The sequence below is a fragment of the Streptomyces sp. NPDC048172 genome, from assembly GCF_043202595.1.
Taxonomy (GTDB): Bacteria; Actinomycetota; Actinomycetes; order Streptomycetales; family Streptomycetaceae; genus Streptomyces.
Window position 1 is genome coordinate 144,069 of sequence record NZ_JBIDAT010000002.1, and the last position, 22,772, is coordinate 166,840.

Below are 22,772 nucleotides of genomic sequence, written 5' to 3' on the forward strand. Positions count from 1 at the left end.
TACGTAACCGGACGGATTGCCCGCGCCCGGCTCCGCGCGGTTGTATCGCGTGGTGTCCCGGCAGGGGGCCGGGGCCATGGATGTCCGGGGGAATCATGCGAAGACTCTTACCCGCGGTGACGGGTGCGTTGGCGGTCGGTCTGCTGGCGGCGGTGCTGCCGATGGGGACGGCGGGCGCCGAGACCGGGGACGGCGCGGCGACGACCGAGCGGATCAGCGTCGCCGCCGACGGGACGCAGTCGGACGGAACGTCGTTCGACCCGGTGATCAGCAGGAACGGCCGCTACGCCGCCTTCGTCTCGCGCGCGACGAACCTCGTGCCCTCCGCGCCGCCCGGCGACTGGACGTACCTGCGCGACCTGCGCAGGGGCACGCTGGAGCGGGTGACCGTCGACGGCGCCCGCGCCGACGTGCACGACTTCAGCGCCTCGGGGAACCGGATGGTGCTGAACTCGGGCAACAAGCTGTACGTGCGTGACCTCAAGACGGGCCGCGACCAGCGGGTGGACGTCGAGCTCGGCGAGTTCACCGGCGGCGGCGTGCACAGCGGCCGGATCAGCGGTTCGGGCCGGTACGTCGTGTTCACCGAGGGCCGCCCCGCGGGCTCGACGGCGGCCGAGAGCGCGCGGGTGTACGTACGTGACCTGCGCAAGGGCACGACCCAGTGGGTGAGCCACCCCAACACCGCGGCGAAGGACTACGCCTCGGGCGGGCCCGTCATCAGCGACGACGGGCAGCACATCGCGTACACCAGCACCTGGCAGCCTCCCAAGGGCGCCGCGAAGGGCAACGCCTATCTCCTCGACCGGACGACGGGCGAGCGGCAGATGCTGGACGTCTCGGCGGACGGACCGACTCCGGAACGGGCGATGTTCGGTCTGTCGATGAGCGCGGACGGCAGCCGGGTGCTCTTCAACCGCCATGACACCAGCCCGGTGACGGCGGACGACCAGGGCTCGAACACCTTCGTCCGCGAACCGTCGGCCGGTACCACCCGGCCGGTCCCGGCCGACGGGGCCGGAACCGGCACCACCAGCAGGGGTTCGCTCAGCGCCGACGGCCGCTCCGTGCTCTTCATGCCGGGCGTCGCGAGCCCGAGCGGGGGGCCGTGGCCGCTGGTCCTGCGGAACCTGGAGACCGGCGAGGCGCGGACCGTGACCACCGCGGTGGACGGCACTCCGGCCCCCGCGTATCCCGGGGACGCGGCGATGACGGGCGACGGCCGCAAGGTCGTCTTCAACTCGCTGGCCGACGGCATCGTCCCCGGCGACACGAACGCCACCTGGGACGTCTTCGTGACGACCCTGCCGCCCGCGTCCTGAGACACCGAGGGCACGGAGGGGGCCGGGCGCGCCCAGCCCCCTCCGTACGTCCCGCTTCCCTCTACTTCGTCTCCAGGTCCCGGCGCCGGAACCCCGCCGCGCCCGCCGCGAAGAGGGCGGCGGCGACGAGGGTGAGGAGCAGCTCCGGCGTCCAGTTCATGCCGTCCGCGGGGAGCTGGGGCACGTGGCCGAAGGGCGAGAGGTTCTTCATCCAGCCGGGGAAGTCGAAGAGCTGGCCCAGATAGCCCGTCGCGAAGCCGTACACGGGCACGATCCACACCGCGGGTGCCGCCTTCGGCGCCCAGCCGTAGAGCAGCGCGGCGAGTCCGCCGGTGACCCAGAGCGCGGGCGCGTAGGCGAGCGCGGCGCCGAGCAGGCGGGGCAGCATGTCGGCCTCGCCGGTGGAGGCGGCGCCCGCGACGCCGATGCCGAGGCCGCCGACGAGCATGACGCAGGTGCCGCCGACGACGGCGAGCACGAAGTGGCTGCCCGTCCAGCGCGTACGCGACAGGGCCGTGGCGAGCAGCGGCTCCGCGCGGCCCGCCGTCTCCTCCGCGCGGGGGCGGAGCGCGGCCATCACGACGTAGACCGAGGAGACGACCGCGAGGACGACCATGATCGTGGCGGCGAACGAGTCGGTGATGGAGCCGCCCATCTTCTCGATGGCCTCCTTCACCTCCCCGAGGTCCTTGACCAGGTCCTCGACGTCGCTGAGCAGCGAGCCGTACATCGCGCCCAGGAGCAGCAGGCCGCCGCTGAACCCGGCGAGCAGCCCCCGGTGCAGCCGGAGGGCGAGGCCGAGCGGCGAGGCCAGGAACGGGGTCGCGCGCGCGGATCCCCGGCGCGGCGGGCGGAGTCCGGCGCCGACGTCGCGGCGGGTGCTGAGCACGTACCCGGCGGCGCCGAGGGCGACGGCGCAGACGAACGTGAGCAGCACCGGCCACCAGCGGTCGTCGACGAACGGGTAGGCGCGCTGGGCCCAGCCGATGGGGGAGAGCCAGGCGAGCGCGTCGGTGCCGACGTCACCGGCGGCGCGCAGCGCGAACGCGGCGCCGAGCACGGCGAACGCCATGCCGGTGGCGGCCCGCGCGTACGCGGTGATCTGCACGGTGACCGCGGCGACCCCGGCGAAGAAGAGCCCGACGGCCGCCTGGGCCGCCGCGTAGACCAGCGCGCCCCGGGAGTCGATGCCCTCCATGTCCAGGCCGGGGAGGGTCACGGCGATCAGCAGCGCGAGCACGACGTTCGCCAGCGCGGCGACGCCGAGCGCGGCCGTCAGCGAGGCGTGCCGCCCGACGACCCCGGCGCGCACCAGCTCGGCGCGGCCCGTCTCCTCCTCGGTACGGGTGTGCCGGGCGACGGCGAGGACGCTCATCAGGGCGACCATGATCGCCATGTACGCGATCATCTGGTGGCTGAGCATCGCGCCGTAGTCGTACCCGCCCTGGAGGTAGCGCTCGGGGCCCGTCATCGCGCGCCCGGCGGGGCTGTCGAGGGTCTTGGCGATGTCGGCGCGGTTGCCCGCGTCGCCGTACTTGGTCTTGAAGTTGTTGGCGGCCGTGAGCGTGAAGAGGAAGAGCGCGAGGACCCAGACGGGCAGGCGCACGCGGTCGCGGCGGAGCGCGAAGCGGAAGAGGATGCCGGTCCCGGCGAGGACGTTCCCCCCGGCGGGCTCCCGCTCGCGGCCCTCCCCGGCCCTGCGCCCGGCGTCGGGCGCGGTGGTGCGGGTGGTGCCGCTCATCGTCCGTTCCCTCCCGCGCCCCGAGCCGTGTCCTGGGCGGTGTCCTCGTCGATCCCGGCCATGCCGTGCCCGTTCGCGGAGAGCTCGTCGCCGTAGTGACGGAGCATCAGCTCCTCCAGCGTCGGCGGGTGGCTGGTCAGGCTGCGGATGCCGAGCGCGCTGAGGTGGCGCACGGCCCCGTCCAGGTGCGCGCCGTCGACGGCGAAGTGCACGCGGCCCGCGTCCGTACGGACGTTGTGCACGCCCGGCAGCGCGTCGAGGCCCTCGACGGGGCGGTCGGTCTCGGCCTCGATGGTGGTGCGGGTGAGGTGCCGCATCTCGCTGAGCGTCCCGGACTGCACGATCTTGCCGAGCCGGATGATGCTCACGCGGTCGCACAACTTCTCGACCTGGGCCAGGATGTGGCTGGAGAGCAGGACCGTCCTGCCCTCGTTCTTCGCCCGCATGATGACGTCCTGGAAGATGACCTCCATCAGCGGGTCGAGCCCGGCCGTCGGCTCGTCCAGGAGCAGCAGCTCCGCGTCGGAGGCGAGCGCGGCGATGATGGCGACCTTCTGGCGGTTGCCCTTGGAGTAGGTGCGGCCCTTCTTGGTGGGGTCGAGGTCGAAGCGCTCGACCAGCTCGTCCCGCCGCCCCTGGTCGATGCCCCCGCGCAGCCGCGCGAGCAGGTCGATGGCCTCGCCCCCGGTGAGGTTCGGCCACAGCTCGACGTCGCCCGGCACGTACGCGAGGCGCTGATGCAGCTCCACCGCGTCGTTCCACGGATCGCGGCCGAGCAGCGTGGCACTGCCCGCGTCCGCGCGGAGCAGGCCGAGCAGGACGCGCAGGGTGGTGGACTTCCCGGCTCCGTTGGGCCCGAGGAAGCCGTGCACCTCGCCGGCCCGCACGTCGAGATCGAGCCCGTCGAGCGCACGAGTCCGGCCGAAGGTCTTGACGAGACCCGAAACGGAAATCGCGGTGGTTGTTGCCGTGGTCATGATTCTGAAGCTACGCTAGTTTCACAAACTTGTGAAGTTAAGGAAGCGTTAGGATCCCTCGTACGAGCGAGAGCACGAGGAGAAGCTGAGAACGTGGCAGCAGAACAGACCGCCGGGGACGACGCCCAGCGGGAGTACGAGGCGAATGCGTCCCCCTTCGTCGAGCGCTTCGCGGCCGACCTCACCGAGGCAGGGATGCAGCGGATGGCCGCCCGGGTCTTCGCCTGCCTGCTCGCCTCCGACGACGGGGCGCTGACCTCCGCCGAGCTCTCCGAGCGCCTCCAGATCAGCCCCGCCGCCGTCTCCGGCGCCGTCCGGTACCTCTCCCAGGTACGGATGGTCAGCCGCCAGCGCTCCCCCGGCTCCCGCCGCGAGATCTACCTGCTGCGGCAGGACGTCTGGTTCGCCGCGATGACGGACCGCGAACCGCTCATCAACCGCTGGACGGCGACCCTCGACTCGGGCGTCTCCTCCCTCGGCGAGGACACCCCCGGCGGCCGGCGCCTCCAGGAGACGACGGACTTCCTCCGCTTCCTCCAGGGCGAGCTGCAGGGCATCTTGAAGCGCTGGAACGAGCAGCGTGCCGGGACCGGCGGGGACACGGGCGCCCCCGACAGCACCACGAACCCGGCGCCTTCGCCCTGAGTGCCGCACATGAGCCGACCGGAGGCTGTGCCCCTTGCCGTGCGTCGCGGTCCGGGACTGCTGCACATCCGCTAGCCATAGCTATATGAAAACGGGGCCATGACGCCGTACTGGCTCTGCCAGCGTCTGAACTCCGGACGCCCGAAGCCTACCCGGGTTCCAGAGTGGAACCTCTGCCCACTGCGTCGACGGGAAACAGCGTGCCCACAGAGGTGACCGACAAGGAACTGGCTCCCACTGTGAGGGTGTATGAAGGGCTCAGGTCCATCGACACCGGAGTCTTGGCTGCCGTCGCCGTGATGCGCGCAGTTTCCAGGACCGGGTGGGGCGCTGCCAGACGCTCGGCCCGGTCGGGAAGGGTGAAAGTCTCCGGACCAGCTCCGCGGGCTTTCGTGGTGGCACGACCGCGCGGGCGGAGCGGCCTGCGCACACCAGGGTACAGCGCTGCGTAGAGCCCGGCGAAGGTTTGAAGGTGACCGGCTCCCTGAGCGGAAAGGCGACAGACCCGGACGTCGTCGATAACGCGTTGATCGACCAAGTAGGGGGACAGCACTGTGCGGTCCTCGCACAACAGAGAGGTGACCGCCCATGTCCCGACGTCGGAGCGAGCTGACGCATCGACGTTGTAGAGGTCGACCAGGAGCTGCCACACATCTGACGGCTGAGCAGTGCGATGGAACTGCTCCAGGCGACGCGGTATCCCGGCCAGGTCTCGCTCAAGGACCTCGCACCAGCGGTCCTGCGCGTGCCGCGCGCTGGCCTGACGATGGCGGTCGGTGTCGTACTCCGCGATCACCTGCTCACGTTGGGCACGTACCTGACTCAGCCGCAGTTCGCCTAGTTCATAGGTGAGGACACGGCGTAGCCGCTGCACCGGACGGCTGTAGGCGGCGGCCAGTTCGATCAGGTTCGGGTCGTCGAGTGCAGGACCCCGCCACGGCCCTCGCCGGGGAATGTAACGCTTGGCCATGACTGCGACCAGGTCGGCGGCGCGGGCTTGGCGTCGCTGCACGGCCGGCGTCTGGTCGATGGCCGTCTCGACGATCTGGCGGGGTATGCCCACTGCTTGGACGACTTGGTCCAAGAACCGAGGGCTACGACTGGGCACGATCCCCTCGTTCTCGAATCGTCGGTAGTTCTTCGGGGAAACCCCGAGACGATCCACGACGTCCTGGGCACGCAGCCCGATGGCGCGCCGATAGTCCGCAAGTGTCCAGGTCTTGCGCCCGTCAAGGTTCATGAGCTGCAACGGGTGAACCTTCAGCGCCCGGGCGAGGGCTCGTAGACGCGGCGGGTCTGGCACTCGGTGCCCATTCTCGTAGGCCAGGATCTGCGCCTTCGTCGCCCCGACGGCCCTCGCCAGCTCCTCAGCGGTCATCGACGCTCCATCCGGGCGCGGGGGAACGTTCGTCCGCTGCGCCCGCAGCTCACTGGGGCTGAAGTGAGCGAGACCCCGTGCCATACGCGTACTCTCCCTCGTCTCCGGGACCAGTTTAGAGGTACCATTCGAAGGCCACGAGCGAGTGCATCTGCGGCACCCCAGAGAGGTTGACCTGCGCTACCGTATTTTTTAGCGGCAGAACTGGTGGATGCTCACGCAGAAATGCGCGACGTTGGACGCCGTTGGGCCGCACCGTTTGGGACCACGGTCCACGTGTATTAGTTGTCAAAGAGGCCCTGTACCTCCACGGTTCATGACGCCGTTGGCGGGGGCACAGGGCCAGCGTCTGGGAGCAAGTTCCCGGAAGGCCCTCTGTTCGCAGCAGGGGGCCTTAGACGTCCAGAAAGATCTTTACGAACAGGTGACGCAACCAGGCACCCAGTGCCTGAAGCGTCAACCACCCGATCACCTTCTTGACGATCTTCCGGTACTTCCGCTCCCCGCCGTCCGGCGGGGATTCCATACGCAACACCTCCTCTCGGTCGCGGAGCCGATCGGCCCCGATCGGGTCAACCGATCGACGGGTTACGCCGCGAGAGAAGATGTTGGGACGAGCTTACCGGGTCCCGTGTGCAACACCGGTCGGTAGCCGACCAAGGCTCGAAGGTGCCGAACCAACTGCGGTTCGGAATCAGACTTTTGACGCTTGATTGATCCTTGTATCACTTCGCCCTTGTCGGCCTCGACCAGCGGGCCATCGGCCGAACACCCCCTGCTTGGGCCGGTGTTCACCGGCCATGATGCAGTGAGCGATCCGTGCACGAGGAGGGCGTCTACGTCGTTCTACGCAGTCGGGATCACTGTCCGGTCCCCCCGAATCTTGACCGTGTGGCGTGCGTCATACTTGTTGCGTATAAGCAGGCTGTAGGGGGTGGGCCTGCACGGTGTCACCTACCACCGCTCGCTGAACACGACGGGGCCTGAGCGGAGTTGCGCCGGACACTGTTTTGCGGCTGGCGACACGCCTCATGCCGGCACTTCGACCTGGACAACGCCGAGCACCCCGCGTCCTTACATCAGTGATCAGTAGTCATCCAGAGTCTCGCAACCATCGTCCTACTTGTTGCACTCGGGAGCATCCGCCAGACGCCACTGGTGGATCAAGCTGTCCGGCTACCGCCAAAGCCTGTTCCGACACCCAGCGAGGGGCAGCCCCCTACTCGGGCGCACTGCCGGGCGCATGGGCCTCAAGCGTGGCGCGGAGAAGGGGCTCGACCTCGTCGGTATCGGTCGCCAACTGGAGCGCGCCGCGTGACCAGAGCTGGGCGATGCCGTGGAGGTTGGCCCAGAACGCGCCCGCGACGATCTTCGGGTCCCCGTCGCCAGAAGGGGGCAGCAGGGACACCAGCTCGTCGAAGAGGGGCAGGCTGGTCCGGCGGAGTCCCAGGTGCTCGCTCTCCAGCAGGTCGTGACGGAACATCAGCTCGTACATCCCCGGGCGCCTGCGCGCGAAGTCCAGATAGACGCGGCTCAGGGCGAGGAGCCGGGCGCGCGGGGCACCGGCGGAGTCCGCCGCCCGCAACTCCGCGCCGAGTGCCGTGAAGCCCTCGCGGGCCACGGCGGAGAGCAGTGCGAGGTGGGTCGGGAACCAGCGGCGCGGCGCCCCGTGCGAGACCCCGGCCCGCCGGGCGATCTCCCGCAGCGACAGCGCCTGGGCGCCCTCCAGCGCGACCAGCTCCACCCCGGCCCGCACGAGCCGCTCCCGCAGCCCGTCGTCTTCGTGCTCCTCGCTCATGGATCCTGTCTACCAGCGGGCGTAGACACTGTCTACTTCACGGCAGCACCAGCCGCCATCCCTCCGGTACGACCGTCCACGTACGGGTGCGGACGGGGCCGCCCACGCGCACGTCGGCGCGGTAGCGGAACGCGGCGCCCGAGACCGTGACCTCCCGCGCCCGTGCGACGACCGGCTCCTCCGGCGTCCCGTCGGACCCCGCGGCGCCCGGCCGTACGGTCACCTCGGCGAGCCCCGGGCCCGCGGCCGTACGGACGGAGATCTCCGTCACCGGCGATTCCGGATCGGCCAGCACCCGGCCGTCGGCCACCACGCGCAGCGCCCGTACGACCTGCTCGCGGTCCGCGGGCTCCGTCAGCAGCTCCCCGTGCGGGGCCTCGCCGCCGCGCAGGCCCTGCGGCAGCACCGTACGGGCGAGGGACCGGCACACGCGGCGCCACGGCGAGGGGCCGCTCCCGTGTGCGGCCAGCTCCTCCGCGCCGGGTGGCTCGGCGTCCTCGCCGCGGGCGGGCGGCACCCCGTACGGCCCCGTCCAGGAGGAGGCGGGGATGTGGAGTCCGCCCAGCACGACCGCGCCGTCGTCGTCGACCATCAGGTCGAGGCGGCGCTCGGCGCCGCCCAGCACCGCGCGGGCGGCCGAGACCGCGTCGGCGGGCACGCCCAGGCCACGGGTCAGCGCCACCGTCGGCGCGGCGCCCACCGGCACCACCGCGAGCGCCGCCTCGGGCAGCCCGTGGTCGCGGTGCAGGATCTGGACGGCGCGCAGCAGCGCCCGGTCGTTCCCGACCAGCACGGGCCGCCTGCTGCCGCGCCGCGCGAGGGCACGCGCGGTCTCCTCCGGGTCCTCCGGGAGACACACCTTCGCCCCGGGCGCACCCGCGCACAGCACGTCGCGCGCGATCCGCACGGACTCCCCGTCGGTCAGCCGGGCCACGGGATCGACGACCACGAGGAGCGGAGCGGCCTCCGGGCCCGGATCCGGGCCCGGGTCCGGACCCGGGCCCCCGTCCGGCCTGACCTCCGGCCTGACCTCCGGCCTGCCCTCCGGCCTGGCGTCGGGCCGATCGTCGTCGGGCCCGGCGCCGGGCCCTCCGCTTCCGGGTGTCCTCGCGGGATCTGGAGCCGACACCTCGGTCCTTCCTCATCAGATACGGCGGCTTCGGCACGTCGCGCACAAGTCGCACACATGTTCGCCGTGGGGACTCCCTGTTCGTCACCCGAGAGAATTGTTCGGTAATCTCTCGGTGCAAGAGCCCCTGTCGCTGTTGCGCCAGGGGCTTCCTCTATCTGGGGCACCGGTCCACGGCTCTTGCGATGGCGAAAAGCGCCATGCACGTGGGACATGCCCCGCCCGGAAGGGGTGTACGCCTGTGCCCGCACTCGTGCTGCTCGGTGCTCAGTGGGGTGACGAAGGCAAGGGAAAGGCCACCGATCTGCTCGGCGGCTCCGTGGATTACGTGGTGCGCTACCAGGGCGGCAACAACGCCGGTCACACGGTCGTCGTAGGCGACCAGAAGTACGCGCTCCACCTCCTCCCTTCCGGGATCCTCTCCCCGGGGTGCACCCCGGTCATCGGCAACGGTGTCGTCGTCGACCCGGCGGTCCTGCTCTCCGAGCTGAGCGGACTGAACGAGCGCGGCGTCGACACCTCCAAGCTCCTGGTCAGCGGCAACGCCCACCTGATCACCTCGTACCACGAGACCCTCGACAAGACGACGGAACGCTTCCTCGGGAAGCGCAAGATCGGCACCACGGGCCGCGGCATCGGCCCGGCCTACGCCGACAAGATCAACCGCGTCGGTATCCGCGTCCAGGACCTCTTCGACGAGTCGATCCTGCTGCAGAAGGTCGAGGCCGCGCTCGACTTCAAGAACCAGGTCCTCGCCAAGCTCTACAACCGGCGCGCGATCGTCGCCGAGCAGGTCGTCGAGGAGCTGCTGGGCTACGCCGACCAGATCAGGGGCTACGTCGCCGACACGACCCTGATCCTCAACAACGCCATCGACGAGAACAAGGTCGTCCTCTTCGAGGGCGGCCAGGGCACGCTCCTCGACGTCGACCACGGCACGTACCCCTTCGTCACCTCCTCGAACCCGACCGCGGGCGGCGCCTGCACGGGCTCGGGCGTCGGCCCGACGAAGATCAGCCGGGTCATCGGCATCCTGAAGGCGTACACGACGCGCGTCGGGGCCGGTCCCTTCCCGACCGAGCTGTTCGACGACGACGGCGAGGCGCTGCGCACCATCGGCGGCGAGTTCGGCGTCACCACCGGCCGCAACCGCCGCTGCGGCTGGTTCGACGCGGTCATCGCCCGTTACGCGACGCGGGTCAACGGCCTCACCGACTTCTTCCTCACCAAGCTCGACGTCCTCACCGGCTGGGAGCGCATCCCGGTCTGCGTGGCGTACGAGATCGACGGGCAGCGCGTCGAGGAACTCCCGTACAACCAGAGCGACTTCCACCACGCGAAGCCGGTCTACGAGTACCTGCCGGGCTGGACCGAGGACATCACGAAGGCCAAGACCTTCGACGAGCTCCCGGCCAACGCCAAGGCCTACGTCAAGGCCCTGGAGGACATGTCCGGCGCCCCGATCTCCGCGATCGGCGTCGGCCCGGGCCGCGACGAGACGATCGAGGTCAACTCCTTCCTTTAGCCCTTGAGGCTCCGCCTTCCGGTCCGTACGCCTGGGGCTCACTCGCATGAGTGAGCCCCAGGCGCGTTCCGGTCGATAGTCTGAGTAGCGTCTCCCGGTCGAGTGGAGGAGGACGCCATGGCACTGCCCGCCCTGCACCCGAGCCCCGGCAATCTGCGTGAGGTCGCCGAGGAGATCGAGCGCTCCATGGGCGGCCTGCACGTGGAGATCCTGGGAGGCAAGATCGTGATGTCACCGACGCCGCGCGGCAAGCACGCGGGCACGGTCAGGCGCATTCGTCGGCAGCTCGCTCCGGGAATGCCCGACGGGACGGACGCCTACGAGGTGTCCTCCATCGCGATGCCGGACGACCCCGACGACTACTGCACCCCGGACTTGATCGTGCTCCCCGTCGAATGGGACGAGGACGACGAGTGGCTCGCCGATCCCGCCGATGTCGCGCTCGCCGTCGAAGTGATCTCCAAGTCGGAGAGGTCCAAGGCCGTCGACGCCAAGAACGGCTGGTACGCCGCCGCCGGAGTCCGCACGCTCCTGGCCCTGGACCCGCGTGGCGCCGGTTCCTGGATCCTGTACACCCGCCCCAAGGAAGGCCGCTATCAAGGCGTCCTGCACGGCTCATACGGCGAGGACATCCCGCTCCCCCCGCCGTTCACCCGGTCCGTGGACACCGACTGCCTCCCACGGTACGAGGAAACGGCCGTGCGGGAAGGCTGACGCCCTCACTACTGTGCGGGCATGTCGCCCCAAGGATCACCGCCGCCCGTGCTCCAGGCGCCCGCCAGGGAGTGGGTCGCGTACGACATGGACGTGCGGCGCGAGCGGTACTGGCGGGACGAGCCGCCCCAGGACCCCGCCCTCGCCCCCGCCCTCGCGCTCTGCCACCGGAACGGGCGCGTCCGCGAGGCCGCCCTGCGTGGCGGCGTCGCCCCCGAGCTGCTGCCCCTCGTCGTCGTGCGGTGCGCCGACTGGGCGGGGCCCGTGCGGGACGTGGCGCGCGAGGTGCTGGCGGTGTGCGACGCCGGGGAGCTGACCGCCGTCGCGCACGTGGTGCTGCGGCTCGCGGGACGGCGGCACGGCGGGTACGCGCTGGAGCTGCTGGAGGCCCGGCTCGATGGGGAAGCCCTTGTACGGGAGGACGCGCTGCGGCACCCCGCGCGCGAGGTCCGGCGCTGGGCCTGGCGCCGGGCCGACGAACGGTGGGGCCTGCCCCTGGAACGGTTCGCCGAGGGGGCGCTCGGGGACTCCGACGTCCTCGTCCAGGTGCGGTGCGCCGAGGCCGCGGTACGGACCGCGCCCGTACCGCCGGACCTTCTCGACCGGCTCCTCACCGCACGGGGCTCGCGCGTACGGGCCGTCGCCGTCACGGCGCTGCGGCGGCAGGGGGAGCCGGGCCGCGCGAGGGGCTGGCTGACCGACCGTTCCGCCCAGGTCCGCGCGTGTGCGCAGTGGGCGGTGCGCCAGGCGGGCGGGGACCCGCTCGCCCACTACCGCGAGGTGCTGCGGCGGCACGCCGTCTCCCCCGGGCCCGTCGCCGGGCTCGGGGAGTGCGGGGGTCCGGAGGACGTCCCGACCGTGACGGCCTGCCTGGACGACCCGCGTCCCGCCGTGCGCGGCGCCGCCGTGGGGGCGTTGCGGGCGCTCGGGGCCGTGTCGGTGGCGCGCGTACTGCCGCTGCTCGACGACCCGTCGCCGGGCGTGGTCCGGCGGGCCGTCGAGGCGCTGCTGCCGGAGGCGGGCATGCTGCCGGAGGCCGAGCTCGTGGCGCGGGCCGCGCCGGGGCGTCCGCCGCGTGGCCGCTGGCACGCGCTGCGGCTGCTCGCCGCGCGCGGCGGCCTGGAGCCGCTGCGCGTCGCGCTCCGTCAGGTGGACGACCCGGAGACCGGCCGCATGGCCCGCGCGGTCGTCCAGCGCTGGACGCCCCGGGACGCGGGCGCCCTGGTGGCGGCCCTGCCCCCGCCCGAACGGGCCGCGCTGAGCGCCGAGATCGCCCGCGCCGAGCCCGTACTGACCCCGTACAGGGTCCGCTACCTCCGCTGGATCACGGGCCTGCGCGACGCCTGACGATCCGGCGGGCCGCGGCGTTCGCGCCCGCCGCCACCGCGCCCGCGACGGCGAGGGATGTGGCGGCGGCGCGGGGCGTGGTGGGGCGGAGGACGCCTGCGGTGCGCAGGCGGTGGCGGGCCCAGAGGGTGAAGGGGAGGACCAGGGTCGGGGACGTGGCCGCGCCCGGGGTGTAGCCGCGGGTGGCGGCGGCCTGGGCGAGGTGGACCAGGCCGTGCAGCCCGAAGCCGGTCAGCACGGACTGGTAGAGGGCCGAGCGCCCGCCCGTACGGTGGCCGTCGGCGGACGCGGCGGCGACCAGCACCCCGACGCATCCGACGGCGAGCGCGAACTCGCGGGTCCCGACGGACTCCAGCCGGTCCCAGAGCCGGTCGGGGACCTCCGGCCAGCGCTCGCGCAACTCCGGAACCCGTGCTCGGGCCCAGCGCCGCATGGTGGCGATCTCCTCCACGTCGTGCAACGCCCACGCCGCCAGCAGCCCGCAGGTCACGGCGGCCGGGAGCCCGGCGGTGTCCGTCCCGCTTCTCGCGTCACTCATGTGCGGGAGTCTGCCAGCCCCTCTCGTGCCCCCGGACGGCCCAAATCCCACCCCTAACGGACTATTCACGATCATTTCCGATCAGATCGTGGGAATGGTTGGGCTCGTAAGGGCGCACTCTCCTCCGAGTGCCTCGACGAGCAAGGAGCACGACACATGCGTATCCGTACCGCCACCGCTGCCGCCGTCCTCGCCGCCGCCGCCGTCCTCGGCTCTGCCGGGGGCGCCTTCGCCGTGAGCAACGACAACGACGGCTCCGGGGACGACGGCAACAACAGGAGCCGCATCGCCCACATCAGCGACTACATCGACAACTACGAGGACGCGATGATCACGCGTATCTCGGAGCGCAGTGACAACGACTCCTCGGTCTCCTCGGAGTACGAGAGCGACTCGACGAACGTCATCGGCAACGTCAGCAACAACCACAGCGGTGCCCGCACCGGCGGTATGTACTTCGACTGACGCCCGGCGTCACGCGCCACTCACGCGCCCGGCCCCGCTCGCACCGCGGGGCCGGGCGCGCGGCTGTGCGGGCTACGCGAGGGCCGAGGCGGAAGCGGTCCTCGGCTCCGGACGGGTGTCCGGGAGCAGCGCGAAACAGCCCAGGCTGAAGAGGGCCAGCAGCGTCAGGTACGCGGCCACGCCCCACGGCGGGCCCTCGCCCGCGCCGTCCGTCAGCGCCGTCGCGACGAGCGGGGTGAGCGCGCCGCCCAGGACGCCCGCGAGGTTGTAGCCGACGGCGGCGCCGGTGCAGCGCACCCGGGGCTCGTACAGCTCGGGGAGGTAGCCCGAGACCACCGCGAACATCGTGACGAAGGCCAGCATCGCGCCCACGAAGCCCGTGACCATCCACACCGGCTCGCCCGTGTGCAGCAGCGCCGCCATCGGGAACATCCACAGCGCCGTCGCCGCGCAGCCCACCAGGCAGAGCGGCCTGCGCCCGTAGCGGTCGCCGAGCAGCGCGACCAGCGGCGTCGCGGCGCCCTTGAGCGCGACGGCGGCCATGACGCAGGCGAGCATGACCGTGCGGCTGACGCCCAGCCGTTCCGTCGCGTAGGCGAGGGACCAGGTGGTCACGGCGTAGAAGACCGCGTACCCCGTGGCGAGGGCGCCCGCCGTCAGCAGCACCAGCCGCCAGTGGCGGCGCGCGACCTCCGCGAGCGGCGCCCCGGCCCGGGTGCCCGACTCGGCCAGCGCGGTGAACTCCGGGGTCTCCGCGACCGACGAACGCAGCAGCAGCCCGGCCAGGGCCAGCAGCCCCGCCGCCCAGAACGGCACCCGCCAGCCCCACGCGGCGAACTGAGCGTCCGTCAGCGAGGCGGAGAGGGCCAGCGTCACCCCATTGGCCAGCAGGAAGCCCACCGAGGGGCCGATCTGCGGGAAGCTCGCCCACAGGCCCCTGCGGTGCGGCGGCGCGTGCTCGGCGGTCAGCAGCACGGCCCCGCCCCACTCGCCGCCGAGCCCGAGGCCCTGGAGGAAGCGGAGCGCCAGGAGCAGCGCGGGCGCGGCGAGGCCGAGCGTCGCGTACGTCGGCACGCAGCCGACCGCGACCGTCGCGGCGCCGGTGAGGACGAGCGAGGCGAAGAGGACCGGGCGGCGTCCGTAACGGTCGCCGATGTGACCGAAGACGACCGAGCCGAGCGGCCGGGCGACGAAGCCGACGCCGAAGGTGCCGAACGCGGCGAGCGTGCCCGCGAGCGGCGAGAACGTCGGGAAGAAGAGCGGCCCGAGGACGAGCGCGGCGGCCGTGCCGTAGATGAAGAAGTCGTAGAACTCGATGGCCGTGCCCACGAGGGACGCCGAGGCCAGCCGGAGAAGCGTGGGGGGTTTGTTCGTTTTGCGCATGCCGCCGCACTACCCCCGTACGCCGCCTTCCACGGGGGCGTACGGGGGTGCGCGGTCCTACGTCAGCGACCTGACCAGCACCTCGAACGCCGGGGTGCGGGGCGTGAAGGGCGCGAAGTGGCCGACGCCGGGCAGCAGATGGAGCCTGCCGCCCCAGTTGTTGCAGTACCGGCGGGACTGCTCGATCGGGACGTCCGTGTCCGCCGTGCCGTGCAGGATCTCCACCGGGATGCGCGGCAGCAGCCGCATCGGGTCCGCGTCCCACATCAGCGAGGACACCTGCTCCTCGCCGCCCAGGAACTCCGCGACGGCCCCGTCGCTCAGCCTCTTCTCGTGCGCCAGCGCCAGATCGGCCACGGGCGCGACGACGACGGCACGGCCCGCCGCGCGCTCCCGCTTGGACGCCGCCCACAGCGCGAGATGCCCGCCAGCGGAGTGGCCGAGCAGCACGCTCGGCGGCGTGCCGAGGTGTTCGAGCGCGGCGTCCACGTCCTCGACGGTCGTGGGCCAGCCGCCGCCTCCGCCCACGCGCCGGTACTCGATGAGGTCCACGCGCATGCCGCGCCCCGCGAGCGCCGCGGCGAACGGCGAGAGATGCGTGCGGTCCCACGCCTCCCGCCAGAAGCCGCCGTGCAGCAGCGCGATCCGCGGGCCCGTGGCCTCCGCCCCGTACACATCGACGACCTGCGACGGGTGCGGTCCGTACCGCACCACCGTCTCCGGGCGCACGGGCTCCAGGGACAGCAGTGCCTTTTCCTCAGCGTCGCTCATCATGGCCCCCCGCCTTAAGTGAGCGTGTCACGCAGAATCTCCCCCAGGACGCGTGCGGCTCGCTCCACGTCCCTGAACGCAGTGTAGAGCGGGGTGATGCCGAAGCGGAGTACACCGGGGCGACGGAAATCCCCGACCACGCCGCGCTTGATGAGCGCGTCCATCACCGGGCCCGCCGCGTCCGCCGGTTCGCACAGCAGCGAGATCTGGCTGCCGCGCCGCGCGTGCTCCTCGGGGGTGAGCGGGGTGACGGTGCCCTCGGGGACGTACACACGCACACAGCGCAGGAAGAAGTCGCCGAGCGCGAGGGACTTGGCGCGGACCGCGTCGATGTCCGTGCCCTCCCACACGGTCAGCGCCTCCTCCAGCGCGGCCATCGAGAGGATGTCGGGAGTCCCGACCCGCCCCCGCGTCGCGCCGTCCGCCGGGACGTACGCGGGCGCCATCGCGAACGGGTCGGCGTGCCCCGTCCAGCCCGGCAGCGGCGAGTCGAAGCGGGGCTGGAGGGCGCGCCGTACGTACAGGTACGCGGGCGAACCCGGGCCGCCGTTCAGGAACTTGTACGTGCAGCCCACGGCGAGGTCCACGCCGTGCGCGTCGAGCCCGACGGGCAGGGCGCCCGCGCTGTGGCACAGGTCCCAGACCGTACGGGCCCCGGCGGCGCGGGCCGCGGCCGTGATCCCCGGGAGGTCGTTCAACTCGCCGGTGCGGTAGTCGACATGGTTGACGAGCAGGGCCCCCGTCGTGGGGCCCAGCGCGTCGGGCATCGCGGCGGCGGGCAGCGGTGTGAGGGTGGCGCCGGTCATTCTCGCCGCGGACTCCGCGATGTACCCGTCCGTGGGGAACGTCGCCTCGTCCACGAGGAGTTCGGTCCGCGCCGGGTCGTCCTCGGCGGCCAGCCGCAGTGCCGCGACGACCGCCTTGAAGACGTTGACGCTCGTGGAGTCGCCGACCACGATCTGGCCTTCGGCCGCGCCGACGAGGGGGGCGATGCGGTCGCCGATCCGCTCCGGCGCCCGCCACCAGCCCGATTCGTCCCAGGACCGGATGCGGAGTTCGCCCCACTCGTGCGTCACGACGTCGGCGAGTCGTGCGTTCACGCTCTTGGGCAGTGCGCCCAGGGAGTTGCCGTCGAGATAGACGGTGCCGTCGTCGACCTCGAAGGCCTTCCGCTTCTCCGCGAGCGGATCGGCGCCGTCCCTCTCCTGAGCCTCTCGCAAGAGCTCCTGCTCCATGGTCATGCGAGCCCTTTCCGCTGGTCCGGCGAGTTGTACCTGCCCGGCATGGTGGGCTGCGCTTGCCAGCCCTGCGCCTCTGGCGCAGACCTCCCAAGCGCAGTGGGGAGAGGCGGGGCGTGCCCCGCTAGGGGGCACGGAAAGTGCCCCGCAAGGGGCGCGGGGAACTGCGCGAGCGGCCACGACGCGTCGGCAGACTGCGACGCGCCAAGGCGGGCAGATGGGGTGCAGCCCAAAGGTACGGTCGGGTCAGACATGGCTGCGGGCCGTCCACAGCTCCGGGAAGACCTGCTTCGCGGCCCGCTTCTCCAACCAGGCGACACCGGCGGAGCCCCCCGTGCCGGTCTTGGCGCCCATCGCGCGGCGCGTCGCGACCAGGTGGTCGCTCCGCCATCGCCACACCAGCTCGGCGACCTCGGTCAGCGCTTCACCCAGCCGGTGCGGGGTCGCCTCGGAGTCCCCGGTGTAGACCGCGACCCACGCGGCCTCGACCGCCGGGTCCGGCTCGTACCGCTGCGAGACGTCACGGCGCAGGACGTGATCGGGTATCTCCGCGCCGTGCCGGGCGAGATACCGCAGCGCCTCGTCGTAGACGCTCGGCTCGTGCAGCGCCTTCTCCAGCTCGGCGTGGACGCGCGGCGCGCCCCGGTGCGGGACGAGCATCGACGCGGACTTCTCGCCGAGCAGGAACTCCATGCGCCGGTACATCGCCGACTGGAAGCCGGAGCCCTCACCGAGCGCGCTGCGGTAGGAGTTGAACTGGACGGGTGTCAGATGTGCGAGCGGCTCCCAGGACGCGTTGAGCGACTGGAGCTCGTACGTCGAGCGCTTGAGCGCCGCGAGCGCGGTCTGCAGGTCGTCGTCCCGCAGGGCCTCGGCCGCCGTCTGCCACTCGTGGACGACGACCGTGAACCAGAGCTCCATCACCTGGGTCGTGACCAGGAAGACCATCTCTCCGGGATCGCTGGAGAGCGGGTGCTGGAGGTGGGTGAGGACGTCCGCCTGGACGTAGTCCTCGTACGGGGTGGTGCCGGCGAAGTCCAGATTGGGCGTCTGGGCAGGCTGGACATCGGAGTCGTGCGACATCGCTGTCTCCATCGACGTGAGCTACCGGGTAGCGGTCCGCTCCTTCCTGACGGCGTCGGAGCCCCGGTCCCCTCGGGCCCTCATGAGGGCCCACAGCGATGATGCGCGAGGCCCGCTCGCGGCGGCAAGCGGGCCGTGCGGCATATGCCGTCAGGAGAGCGTGGACGCCGCCGTCGGCGAGCTGTCCTTCAGGAAGGTCGTGCAGCGCTCGTACTCCTCGTCCTCCCCGATCTCCCGCGCGGCGCGCGCGAGCGCGTGCAGGGCCCGCAGGAAGCCGCGGTTCGGCTCGTGCTCGAACGGCACCGGGCCGTGCCCCTTCCAGCCGCTGCGGCGCAGCGAGTCCAGGCCCCGGTGGTAGCCGGTACGGGCGTAGGCGTACGACTCGACGGTGCGGCCCGCCTGGTACGCGTCGTCGGCGAGCTGCGCCCACGCCAGCGAGGACGTGGGGAACCTGGCGGCGACCTCGGCGGGGTCCGTCCCCGCCGCCAGCAGCTCGCGCGGCTCGGGATCGTCGGGCAGGTGGGTGGGGGGCGGTCCCCCCAGCAGATTCTCGTGAATGCTCATACGCCCAAGTGTGCCGCTCGCTGCGACGGGGCTGTCAGCCGGATCATGGCTCCCCCACTTCGCCGGGGTGCCCGGCGCCTCCACCTCCGGGCAGGGGTTGCCCCGTGTCGTGCATCGCGGGCTGCGGGTGCATTGTGGCTTGTCGCGCAGTTCCCCGCGCCCCTGAGGCCTCAGGGGCGCGGGGAACTGTCAGCTCAGGCGGCTCGCAGACCGGACCAGGGCCTCGATGCCGGCCTCTGCCTTGGCGCGGGGGCAACCCAGGTTGAGGCGTACGAAGCCCGGCGCCCCGTACGCCGTACCCGGCATGATCGCGACCCGCTCGCGCTCGATCAGTTCGCGCTGGAGCGCGTCGTCCGCGACACCGAGCGGGCGCAGGTCGATCCAGGCGAGGTAACCCGCCTCCGGCGGTACGAAGGCCAAGCCGGGGAACGCGGAATTCAGGCGGTCCGCGAGCAACCGCAGGTTGCCGCGTACGTACGTGCGGAGCGCGTCGAGCCAGGCCCCGCCCTCGCGGTACGCGGCGATGTGGGCGACGAGCCCCAGCACCGCGGGGGAGGAGAGCCCGTCGGCCTCCTTCAGCGCCCGTAGGTAGGCGTCCCGTGACTCCGGGTCGCCGATGATGCCGTAGCTGCCGGTCAGCGCCGGGATGTTGAACGACTTCGAGGCGGAGGTCAGCACGGCCCAGCGGCCCCCGGCCGGACCGTGCAGCGTCCACGGCCGGTGGACGTACGGCGGGTGCGCGAGGTCCGCGTGGATCTCGTCGCTGATCACCGCGACGCCGTGCCGCGCGCAGAGCGCGGCCATCCGTTCCAGCTCGCCCCGCGTCCACACGTGCCCGGTCGGGTTGTGCGGCGAGCACAGCAGCAGCACGGTCGTGTCGGGGAGGGCGAGGAGGCGCTCCAGTTCCGCGTCGTCGCCCAGCGGGCAGCCCCGCAGTTCGCGGCCGTGCGCCGCGAGGACCTTCGGGAACGCGTCGTAGCACGGGATGTGCACGACCACCCCGTCGCCCGGCTCGGACCAGAGCCGCAGCAGCTGGGAGACCTGGTAGATCACCGAGGGGCCGTAGACGATCGCGCCGGGGTCGACGTCGGCGCCGTACCGGGCGGCGAACCAGTCCGTCACGGCCGACAGGAAGTCGTCGTGGCGCCACCGCGAGTAGCCGAGGACGCCGTGGTCGAGCCGGGCGCGGAGCGCGGCCAGCACCTCGGGCGCGGTCTCGAAGTCCATGTCGGAGATCGTGAACGGCAGGAGGTCCGGGACGCCGAAGCGGTCCTCGACGTAGTCCCACTGCGTGCACCAGGTGCCGTGCCGGTCGACCGTACGGTCGAAGTCGTACGGCCCCGTCATCGTCGGTCCGCCGCAGCGAGCAGCGCGTCGATCGCGTCCTTCACGGACTGCACCTGGGGGCCGATGACGACCTGCGCGGTGTTGGCGTCGAGCTTGACGACGCCGACGGCGCCGAGCTTCTTCAGCCGGGCCTCGTCGAGCTGTTCGGCGTCCTCGACGGTGAGGCGGAGGCGGGTGATGCAGTTGTCGAGGGTACGGATGTTGGCGGCGCCGCCGAGGGCGCGGAGGATCGCGGCGGGGTCGTACTTCCCGGCGACGAGTTCGACGGGCTCAGGGGCCTCCTCGCCCTTCTCGTCCTCCTCCGGTTCCTCCCGGCCCGGCGTCTTCAGGTCGAAGCGGCGGATCGCCCAGCGGAAGAGGAAGTAGTACGCGGCGAACCAGACGGCGGCGATCACCGGGACCAGGTACCACTTGGTGGTGCTGCCCTGGAGGACGCCGAAGACGAGCCAGTCGATGACGTTGCCGTCGGTGTTGCCGATGAAGACGCCGAGCACGGCGGCCGTCAGGAAGCCGAGGCCGACGAGGACGGCGTGGATCAGGTAGAGCCAGGGCGCGATGAACAGGAAGAGGAATTCCAGGGGTTCGGTGATGCCGCCGACCACGCAGGCCACGACGCCGGAGACGAGCAGCGCCTTGATCTCGGGCCGCATCGCGCGCCGCGCGCAGTGGTACATGGCGAGCGCCGCGCCGGGCAGCCCGCCGAGGTACGCGGCCATCTTGCCCTGGGAGAGGAAGTGGGTGGCGCCTGTGACGTCGCCGTTCGGCGCGGAGTCGCAGTTGAGCTGGGCGTAGAACATGTTGAGCGCGCCGGAGACGTGCTCGCCGCAGACCGCGCCCGAGCCGCCGACGTCGGTGAAGCGGAACATCGCGACGAGGACGTGGTGCAGCCCGACCGGGCGCAGCAGGACCTCGCCCATGCCGAAGAAGAACGGGCCGAAGACCCCGGCGTGCCCGATGGCCTCGCCGATGTCCTTGATCCAGCCGTTGAACGTGGGCCAGACCAGCGGGATGAGCAGCCCGGCCGCGCTCAGCACCAGCGCCGAGACGATCGGGACGAAGCGGAGCCCGCCGAAGAACGCGAGCGCGTCCGGCATCCGCTGGGTGCGGAAGCGGCCGTGCAGCCAGGCCACGACGATGCCGACGGCGACGGCACCCAGCAGCCCGGTGTCGATGGACTGGATGCCGAGGACGTCGGCGATCCCGTAGTGGGCGATCTCCTTCTTGTCCTCCAGGTCGACGCCCTTGGTGGTGAGGAAGAAGTTCACCGCGAGGTTCATCGCGACGTAGCCGACGAAGCCGGAGAAGGCGGCGACGCCCTTGTCCTCGCGGGCGAGGCCGAGCGGGATGGCCATCGCGAAGAGGACGGGCAGGAAGGTGAAGGCGACCTGCCCCGTGTTGGCCATCCAGGTGAAGACGACGTGGAAGCCCTGGCCCTGGAGGAAGGTCAGGTTGTCGGTGACGGCCTCGCTGGAGAGCGAGGAGCCGATGCCGAGCATGATGCCGCAGAACGCCAGCAGCGCGACGGGGAGCATGAACGTCTTGCCGAGGCCCTGGAAGAACTCCCAGAGGGAGGACCTGGCCTGCCGTATCCGCGCGATCTTCATCGGGTCAGTCTGCATGTCCGGACATCAGGATGTGCAGGGGGCGGCGAATTACGAATTCATAGCGGAAGGCCCGGTTCCCACGGGCGGGAACCGGGCCCTCACAACGCGTCACAGACGCGCGTCACTTCAGCTTGGTGCCCGTCGAGCGCAGGTTCCCGCACGCGACCTGGACGCGCTCGGCCATGCCCTTCTCGGCGGCCTTGCCCCAGCTGCGCGGGTCGTAGACCTTCTTGTTGCCGACCTCACCGTCGACCTTCAGGACACCGTCGTAGTTGCGGAACATGTGGTCCGCGACGGGGCGGGTGAAGGCGTACTGGGTGTCGGTGTCGAGGTTCATCTTCACGACGCCGTTGTCCAGCGCGGTGGCGATCTCCTCCTCCGTGGAGCCGGAGCCGCCGTGGAAGACGAAGTCGAAGGGCTGCGCACCGGCGGGCTTGCCGAACTTGGCGGCGACGCCCTCCTGGAGGTCCTTGAGCAGCTCGGGGCGGAGCACGACGTTGCCCGGCTTGTAGACGCCGTGGACGTTGCCGAACGAGGCGGCCAGCAGGTAGCGGCCCTTGTCGCCCAGGCCCAGCGCCTCGGCCGTACGGATCGCGTCCTCGACCGTGGTGTACAGCTCGTCGTTGATCTCGTGGGTGACGCCGTCCTCCTCGCCACCGGTCGGGGTGATCTCGACCTCAAGGATGATCTTGGCGGCAGCGGCTGCGGCGAGCAGCTCCTGGCCGATCTCCAGGTTGTCCTTGAGCGTCTCGGCGGAGCCGTCCCACATGTGGGACTGGAAGAGGGGGTTCTCGCCGCGGTCGACGCGCTCCTGGGAGAGGGCGATCAGCGGACGCACGTACCCGTCGAGCTTGTCCTTGGGGCAGTGGTCGGTGTGCAGCGCGATGTTGACCGGGTACTTCTTCGCGACGATGTGCGCGAACTCGGCCAGCGCGACCGCGCCCGTGACCATGTCCTTGCTGTACTGACCGCCCAGGAACTCCGCGCCGCCCGTGGAGATCTGAACGATGCCGTCGCTCTCCGCCTCGGCGAAGCCGCGGAGCGCGGCGTGCAGGGTCTGCGTCGAGGTGACGTTGATGGCCGGGTAGGCGAACGTGCCTGCCTTCGCCCGGTCGAGCATCTCGGCGTAGACCTCGGGGGTTGCGATGGGCATCAGACCGCTCCTTGGGTGTGTGGTTCGTCCGGGTACCGGCTCGACGTCAT

General features: G+C 71.6%; 20 protein-coding genes. 6 read left to right on the forward strand and 14 right to left on the reverse strand.

Annotated features, from left to right (window positions below):
- The first annotated feature begins 95 nt into the window (after nucleotides 1–95).
- Entirely contained in the window at nucleotides 96–1,322 is a 1,227-nt protein-coding gene (locus ACGF3A_RS09205) for a TolB family protein (RefSeq protein WP_393727503.1), read from the forward strand.
- Nucleotides 1,323–1,383: 61 nt separating this feature from the next.
- Here the strand turns inward: ACGF3A_RS09205 and ACGF3A_RS09210 are convergent, their stop codons facing one another.
- Nucleotides 1,384–3,063 (reverse strand): ABC transporter permease, encoded by a 1,680-nt coding sequence (locus ACGF3A_RS09210; protein ID WP_393727505.1) that lies wholly within the window; start codon nucleotides 3,061–3,063, stop codon nucleotides 1,384–1,386.
- The gene (locus ACGF3A_RS09215; RefSeq protein ID WP_393727507.1) at nucleotides 3,060–4,040 is read right to left on the reverse strand and encodes an ATP-binding cassette domain-containing protein; all 981 of its coding nucleotides are present in this window, start codon (nucleotides 4,038–4,040) and stop codon (nucleotides 3,060–3,062) included. Before ACGF3A_RS09215 ends, ACGF3A_RS09210 begins: the two co-directional genes overlap by 4 nt.
- 93 nt (nucleotides 4,041–4,133) lie before the next feature.
- On the opposite strand from ACGF3A_RS09215, the gene ACGF3A_RS09220 reads away from it, so the two are divergent.
- The gene (locus ACGF3A_RS09220) at nucleotides 4,134–4,685 is read left to right on the forward strand and encodes a GbsR/MarR family transcriptional regulator (protein WP_393727509.1); all 552 of its coding nucleotides are present in this window, start codon (nucleotides 4,134–4,136) and stop codon (nucleotides 4,683–4,685) included.
- A 148-nt stretch (nucleotides 4,686–4,833) separates the two neighbouring features.
- Here the strand turns inward: ACGF3A_RS09220 and ACGF3A_RS09225 are convergent, their stop codons facing one another.
- The 3 genes from ACGF3A_RS09225 to ACGF3A_RS09235 all read right to left on the reverse strand — a co-directional run bounded on the left by ACGF3A_RS09225 (nucleotide 4,834) and on the right by ACGF3A_RS09235 (nucleotide 8,990).
- Nucleotides 4,834–6,147, reverse strand: coding sequence for a helix-turn-helix domain-containing protein (locus ACGF3A_RS09225; protein WP_393727510.1), 1,314 nt, complete (start codon nucleotides 6,145–6,147; stop codon nucleotides 4,834–4,836).
- A gap of 1,135 nt (nucleotides 6,148–7,282) precedes the next feature.
- A complete protein-coding gene (locus ACGF3A_RS09230; RefSeq protein WP_393727512.1) occupies nucleotides 7,283–7,861 on the reverse strand; it encodes a TetR/AcrR family transcriptional regulator in 579 nt (192 codons plus the stop codon).
- 37 nt (nucleotides 7,862–7,898) lie between these two features.
- The gene (locus tag ACGF3A_RS09235; RefSeq protein ID WP_393727514.1) at nucleotides 7,899–8,990 is read right to left on the reverse strand and encodes a hypothetical protein; all 1,092 of its coding nucleotides are present in this window, start codon (nucleotides 8,988–8,990) and stop codon (nucleotides 7,899–7,901) included.
- A gap of 241 nt (nucleotides 8,991–9,231) precedes the next feature.
- Here ACGF3A_RS09235 and ACGF3A_RS09240 point away from each other — a divergent pair, with 241 nt between their 5' ends.
- The 3 genes from ACGF3A_RS09240 (at nucleotide 9,232) to ACGF3A_RS09250 (ending at nucleotide 12,576) form a co-directional block, all read left to right on the forward strand.
- Nucleotides 9,232–10,515 (forward strand): adenylosuccinate synthase, encoded by a 1,284-nt coding sequence (locus ACGF3A_RS09240; protein ID WP_393727516.1) that lies wholly within the window; start codon nucleotides 9,232–9,234, stop codon nucleotides 10,513–10,515.
- A gap of 117 nt (nucleotides 10,516–10,632) precedes the next feature.
- A complete protein-coding gene (locus ACGF3A_RS09245; protein WP_393727518.1) occupies nucleotides 10,633–11,229 on the forward strand; it encodes a Uma2 family endonuclease in 597 nt (198 codons plus the stop codon).
- A 21-nt stretch (nucleotides 11,230–11,250) separates the two neighbouring features.
- Entirely contained in the window at nucleotides 11,251–12,576 is a 1,326-nt protein-coding gene (locus ACGF3A_RS09250; protein ID WP_393727520.1) for a HEAT repeat domain-containing protein, read from the forward strand.
- Here ACGF3A_RS09250 and ACGF3A_RS09255 read toward each other — a convergent pair.
- Nucleotides 12,554–13,114, reverse strand: coding sequence for an HXXEE domain-containing protein (locus ACGF3A_RS09255; RefSeq protein WP_393727522.1), 561 nt, complete (start codon nucleotides 13,112–13,114; stop codon nucleotides 12,554–12,556). The genes ACGF3A_RS09250 and ACGF3A_RS09255 overlap by 23 nt on opposite strands.
- 156 nt (nucleotides 13,115–13,270) lie before the next feature.
- Here ACGF3A_RS09255 and ACGF3A_RS09260 point away from each other — a divergent pair, with 156 nt between their 5' ends.
- Nucleotides 13,271–13,579 (forward strand): hypothetical protein, encoded by a 309-nt coding sequence (locus tag ACGF3A_RS09260; protein ID WP_393727524.1) that lies wholly within the window; start codon nucleotides 13,271–13,273, stop codon nucleotides 13,577–13,579.
- Between the two features lie 72 nt (nucleotides 13,580–13,651).
- Here the strand turns inward: ACGF3A_RS09260 and ACGF3A_RS09265 are convergent, their stop codons facing one another.
- From ACGF3A_RS09265 to fbaA, 8 genes are all read right to left on the reverse strand, one after another.
- Nucleotides 13,652–14,962 (reverse strand): MFS transporter, encoded by a 1,311-nt coding sequence (locus tag ACGF3A_RS09265; RefSeq protein WP_393727526.1) that lies wholly within the window; start codon nucleotides 14,960–14,962, stop codon nucleotides 13,652–13,654.
- 57 nt (nucleotides 14,963–15,019) lie between these two features.
- Nucleotides 15,020–15,733: an alpha/beta hydrolase family protein gene (locus tag ACGF3A_RS09270; protein WP_393729054.1), complete on the reverse strand. Its 714-nt coding sequence runs from the start codon at nucleotides 15,731–15,733 to the stop codon at nucleotides 15,020–15,022.
- 14 nt (nucleotides 15,734–15,747) lie between these two features.
- Nucleotides 15,748–16,968, reverse strand: a complete 1,221-nt coding sequence (gene kynU, locus ACGF3A_RS09275) for a kynureninase (RefSeq protein ID WP_393729056.1) — start codon at nucleotides 16,966–16,968, stop codon at nucleotides 15,748–15,750.
- A gap of 249 nt (nucleotides 16,969–17,217) precedes the next feature.
- The gene (locus ACGF3A_RS09280; protein ID WP_393727528.1) at nucleotides 17,218–18,054 is read right to left on the reverse strand and encodes a tryptophan 2,3-dioxygenase family protein; all 837 of its coding nucleotides are present in this window, start codon (nucleotides 18,052–18,054) and stop codon (nucleotides 17,218–17,220) included.
- A 150-nt stretch (nucleotides 18,055–18,204) separates the two neighbouring features.
- Complete coding sequence (locus tag ACGF3A_RS09285) at nucleotides 18,205–18,618, reverse strand: DUF3151 domain-containing protein (protein ID WP_393727530.1); 414 nt, start codon at nucleotides 18,616–18,618, stop codon at nucleotides 18,205–18,207.
- 189 nt (nucleotides 18,619–18,807) lie between these two features.
- The gene (locus ACGF3A_RS09290; protein ID WP_393727532.1) at nucleotides 18,808–19,965 is read right to left on the reverse strand and encodes a MalY/PatB family protein; all 1,158 of its coding nucleotides are present in this window, start codon (nucleotides 19,963–19,965) and stop codon (nucleotides 18,808–18,810) included.
- Complete coding sequence (malX, locus tag ACGF3A_RS09295; protein ID WP_393727534.1) at nucleotides 19,962–21,584, reverse strand: maltose/glucose-specific PTS transporter subunit IIBC; 1,623 nt, start codon at nucleotides 21,582–21,584, stop codon at nucleotides 19,962–19,964. The genes ACGF3A_RS09290 and malX overlap by 4 nt, the downstream gene beginning before the upstream one ends.
- 106 nt (nucleotides 21,585–21,690) lie before the next feature.
- On the reverse strand, nucleotides 21,691–22,722 hold the full coding sequence (fbaA, locus tag ACGF3A_RS09300) for a class II fructose-bisphosphate aldolase (protein WP_393727536.1): 1,032 nt from the start codon (nucleotides 22,720–22,722) through the stop codon (nucleotides 21,691–21,693).
- Nucleotides 22,723–22,772 lie beyond the last annotated feature (50 nt).

Coding starts and splice junctions, on each gene's coding strand:
- ACGF3A_RS09205 (WP_393727503.1), top strand. CDS start 96: ATGCGAAGACTCTTACCCGCGGTGACGGGTGCGTTGGCGGTCGGTCTG.
- ACGF3A_RS09210 (WP_393727505.1), bottom strand. CDS start 3,063: ATGAGCGGCACCACCCGCACCACCGCGCCCGACGCCGGGCGCAGGGCC.
- ACGF3A_RS09215 (WP_393727507.1), bottom strand. CDS start 4,040: ATGACCACGGCAACAACCACCGCGATTTCCGTTTCGGGTCTCGTCAAG.
- ACGF3A_RS09225 (WP_393727510.1), bottom strand. CDS start 6,147: ATGGCACGGGGTCTCGCTCACTTCAGCCCCAGTGAGCTGCGGGCGCAG.
- ACGF3A_RS09230 (WP_393727512.1), bottom strand. CDS start 7,861: ATGAGCGAGGAGCACGAAGACGACGGGCTGCGGGAGCGGCTCGTGCGG.
- ACGF3A_RS09245 (WP_393727518.1), top strand. CDS start 10,633: ATGGCACTGCCCGCCCTGCACCCGAGCCCCGGCAATCTGCGTGAGGTC.
- ACGF3A_RS09250 (WP_393727520.1), top strand. CDS start 11,251: ATGTCGCCCCAAGGATCACCGCCGCCCGTGCTCCAGGCGCCCGCCAGG.
- ACGF3A_RS09255 (WP_393727522.1), bottom strand. CDS start 13,114: ATGAGTGACGCGAGAAGCGGGACGGACACCGCCGGGCTCCCGGCCGCC.
- ACGF3A_RS09260 (WP_393727524.1), top strand. CDS start 13,271: ATGCGTATCCGTACCGCCACCGCTGCCGCCGTCCTCGCCGCCGCCGCC.
- ACGF3A_RS09265 (WP_393727526.1), bottom strand. CDS start 14,962: ATGCGCAAAACGAACAAACCCCCCACGCTTCTCCGGCTGGCCTCGGCG.
- ACGF3A_RS09270 (WP_393729054.1), bottom strand. CDS start 15,733: ATGAGCGACGCTGAGGAAAAGGCACTGCTGTCCCTGGAGCCCGTGCGC.
- kynU (WP_393729056.1), bottom strand. CDS start 16,968: ATGGAGCAGGAGCTCTTGCGAGAGGCTCAGGAGAGGGACGGCGCCGAT.
- ACGF3A_RS09280 (WP_393727528.1), bottom strand. CDS start 18,054: ATGTCGCACGACTCCGATGTCCAGCCTGCCCAGACGCCCAATCTGGAC.
- ACGF3A_RS09285 (WP_393727530.1), bottom strand. CDS start 18,618: ATGAGCATTCACGAGAATCTGCTGGGGGGACCGCCCCCCACCCACCTG.
- ACGF3A_RS09290 (WP_393727532.1), bottom strand. CDS start 19,965: ATGACGGGGCCGTACGACTTCGACCGTACGGTCGACCGGCACGGCACC.
- malX (WP_393727534.1), bottom strand. CDS start 21,584: ATGCAGACTGACCCGATGAAGATCGCGCGGATACGGCAGGCCAGGTCC.
- fbaA (WP_393727536.1), bottom strand. CDS start 22,722: ATGCCCATCGCAACCCCCGAGGTCTACGCCGAGATGCTCGACCGGGCG.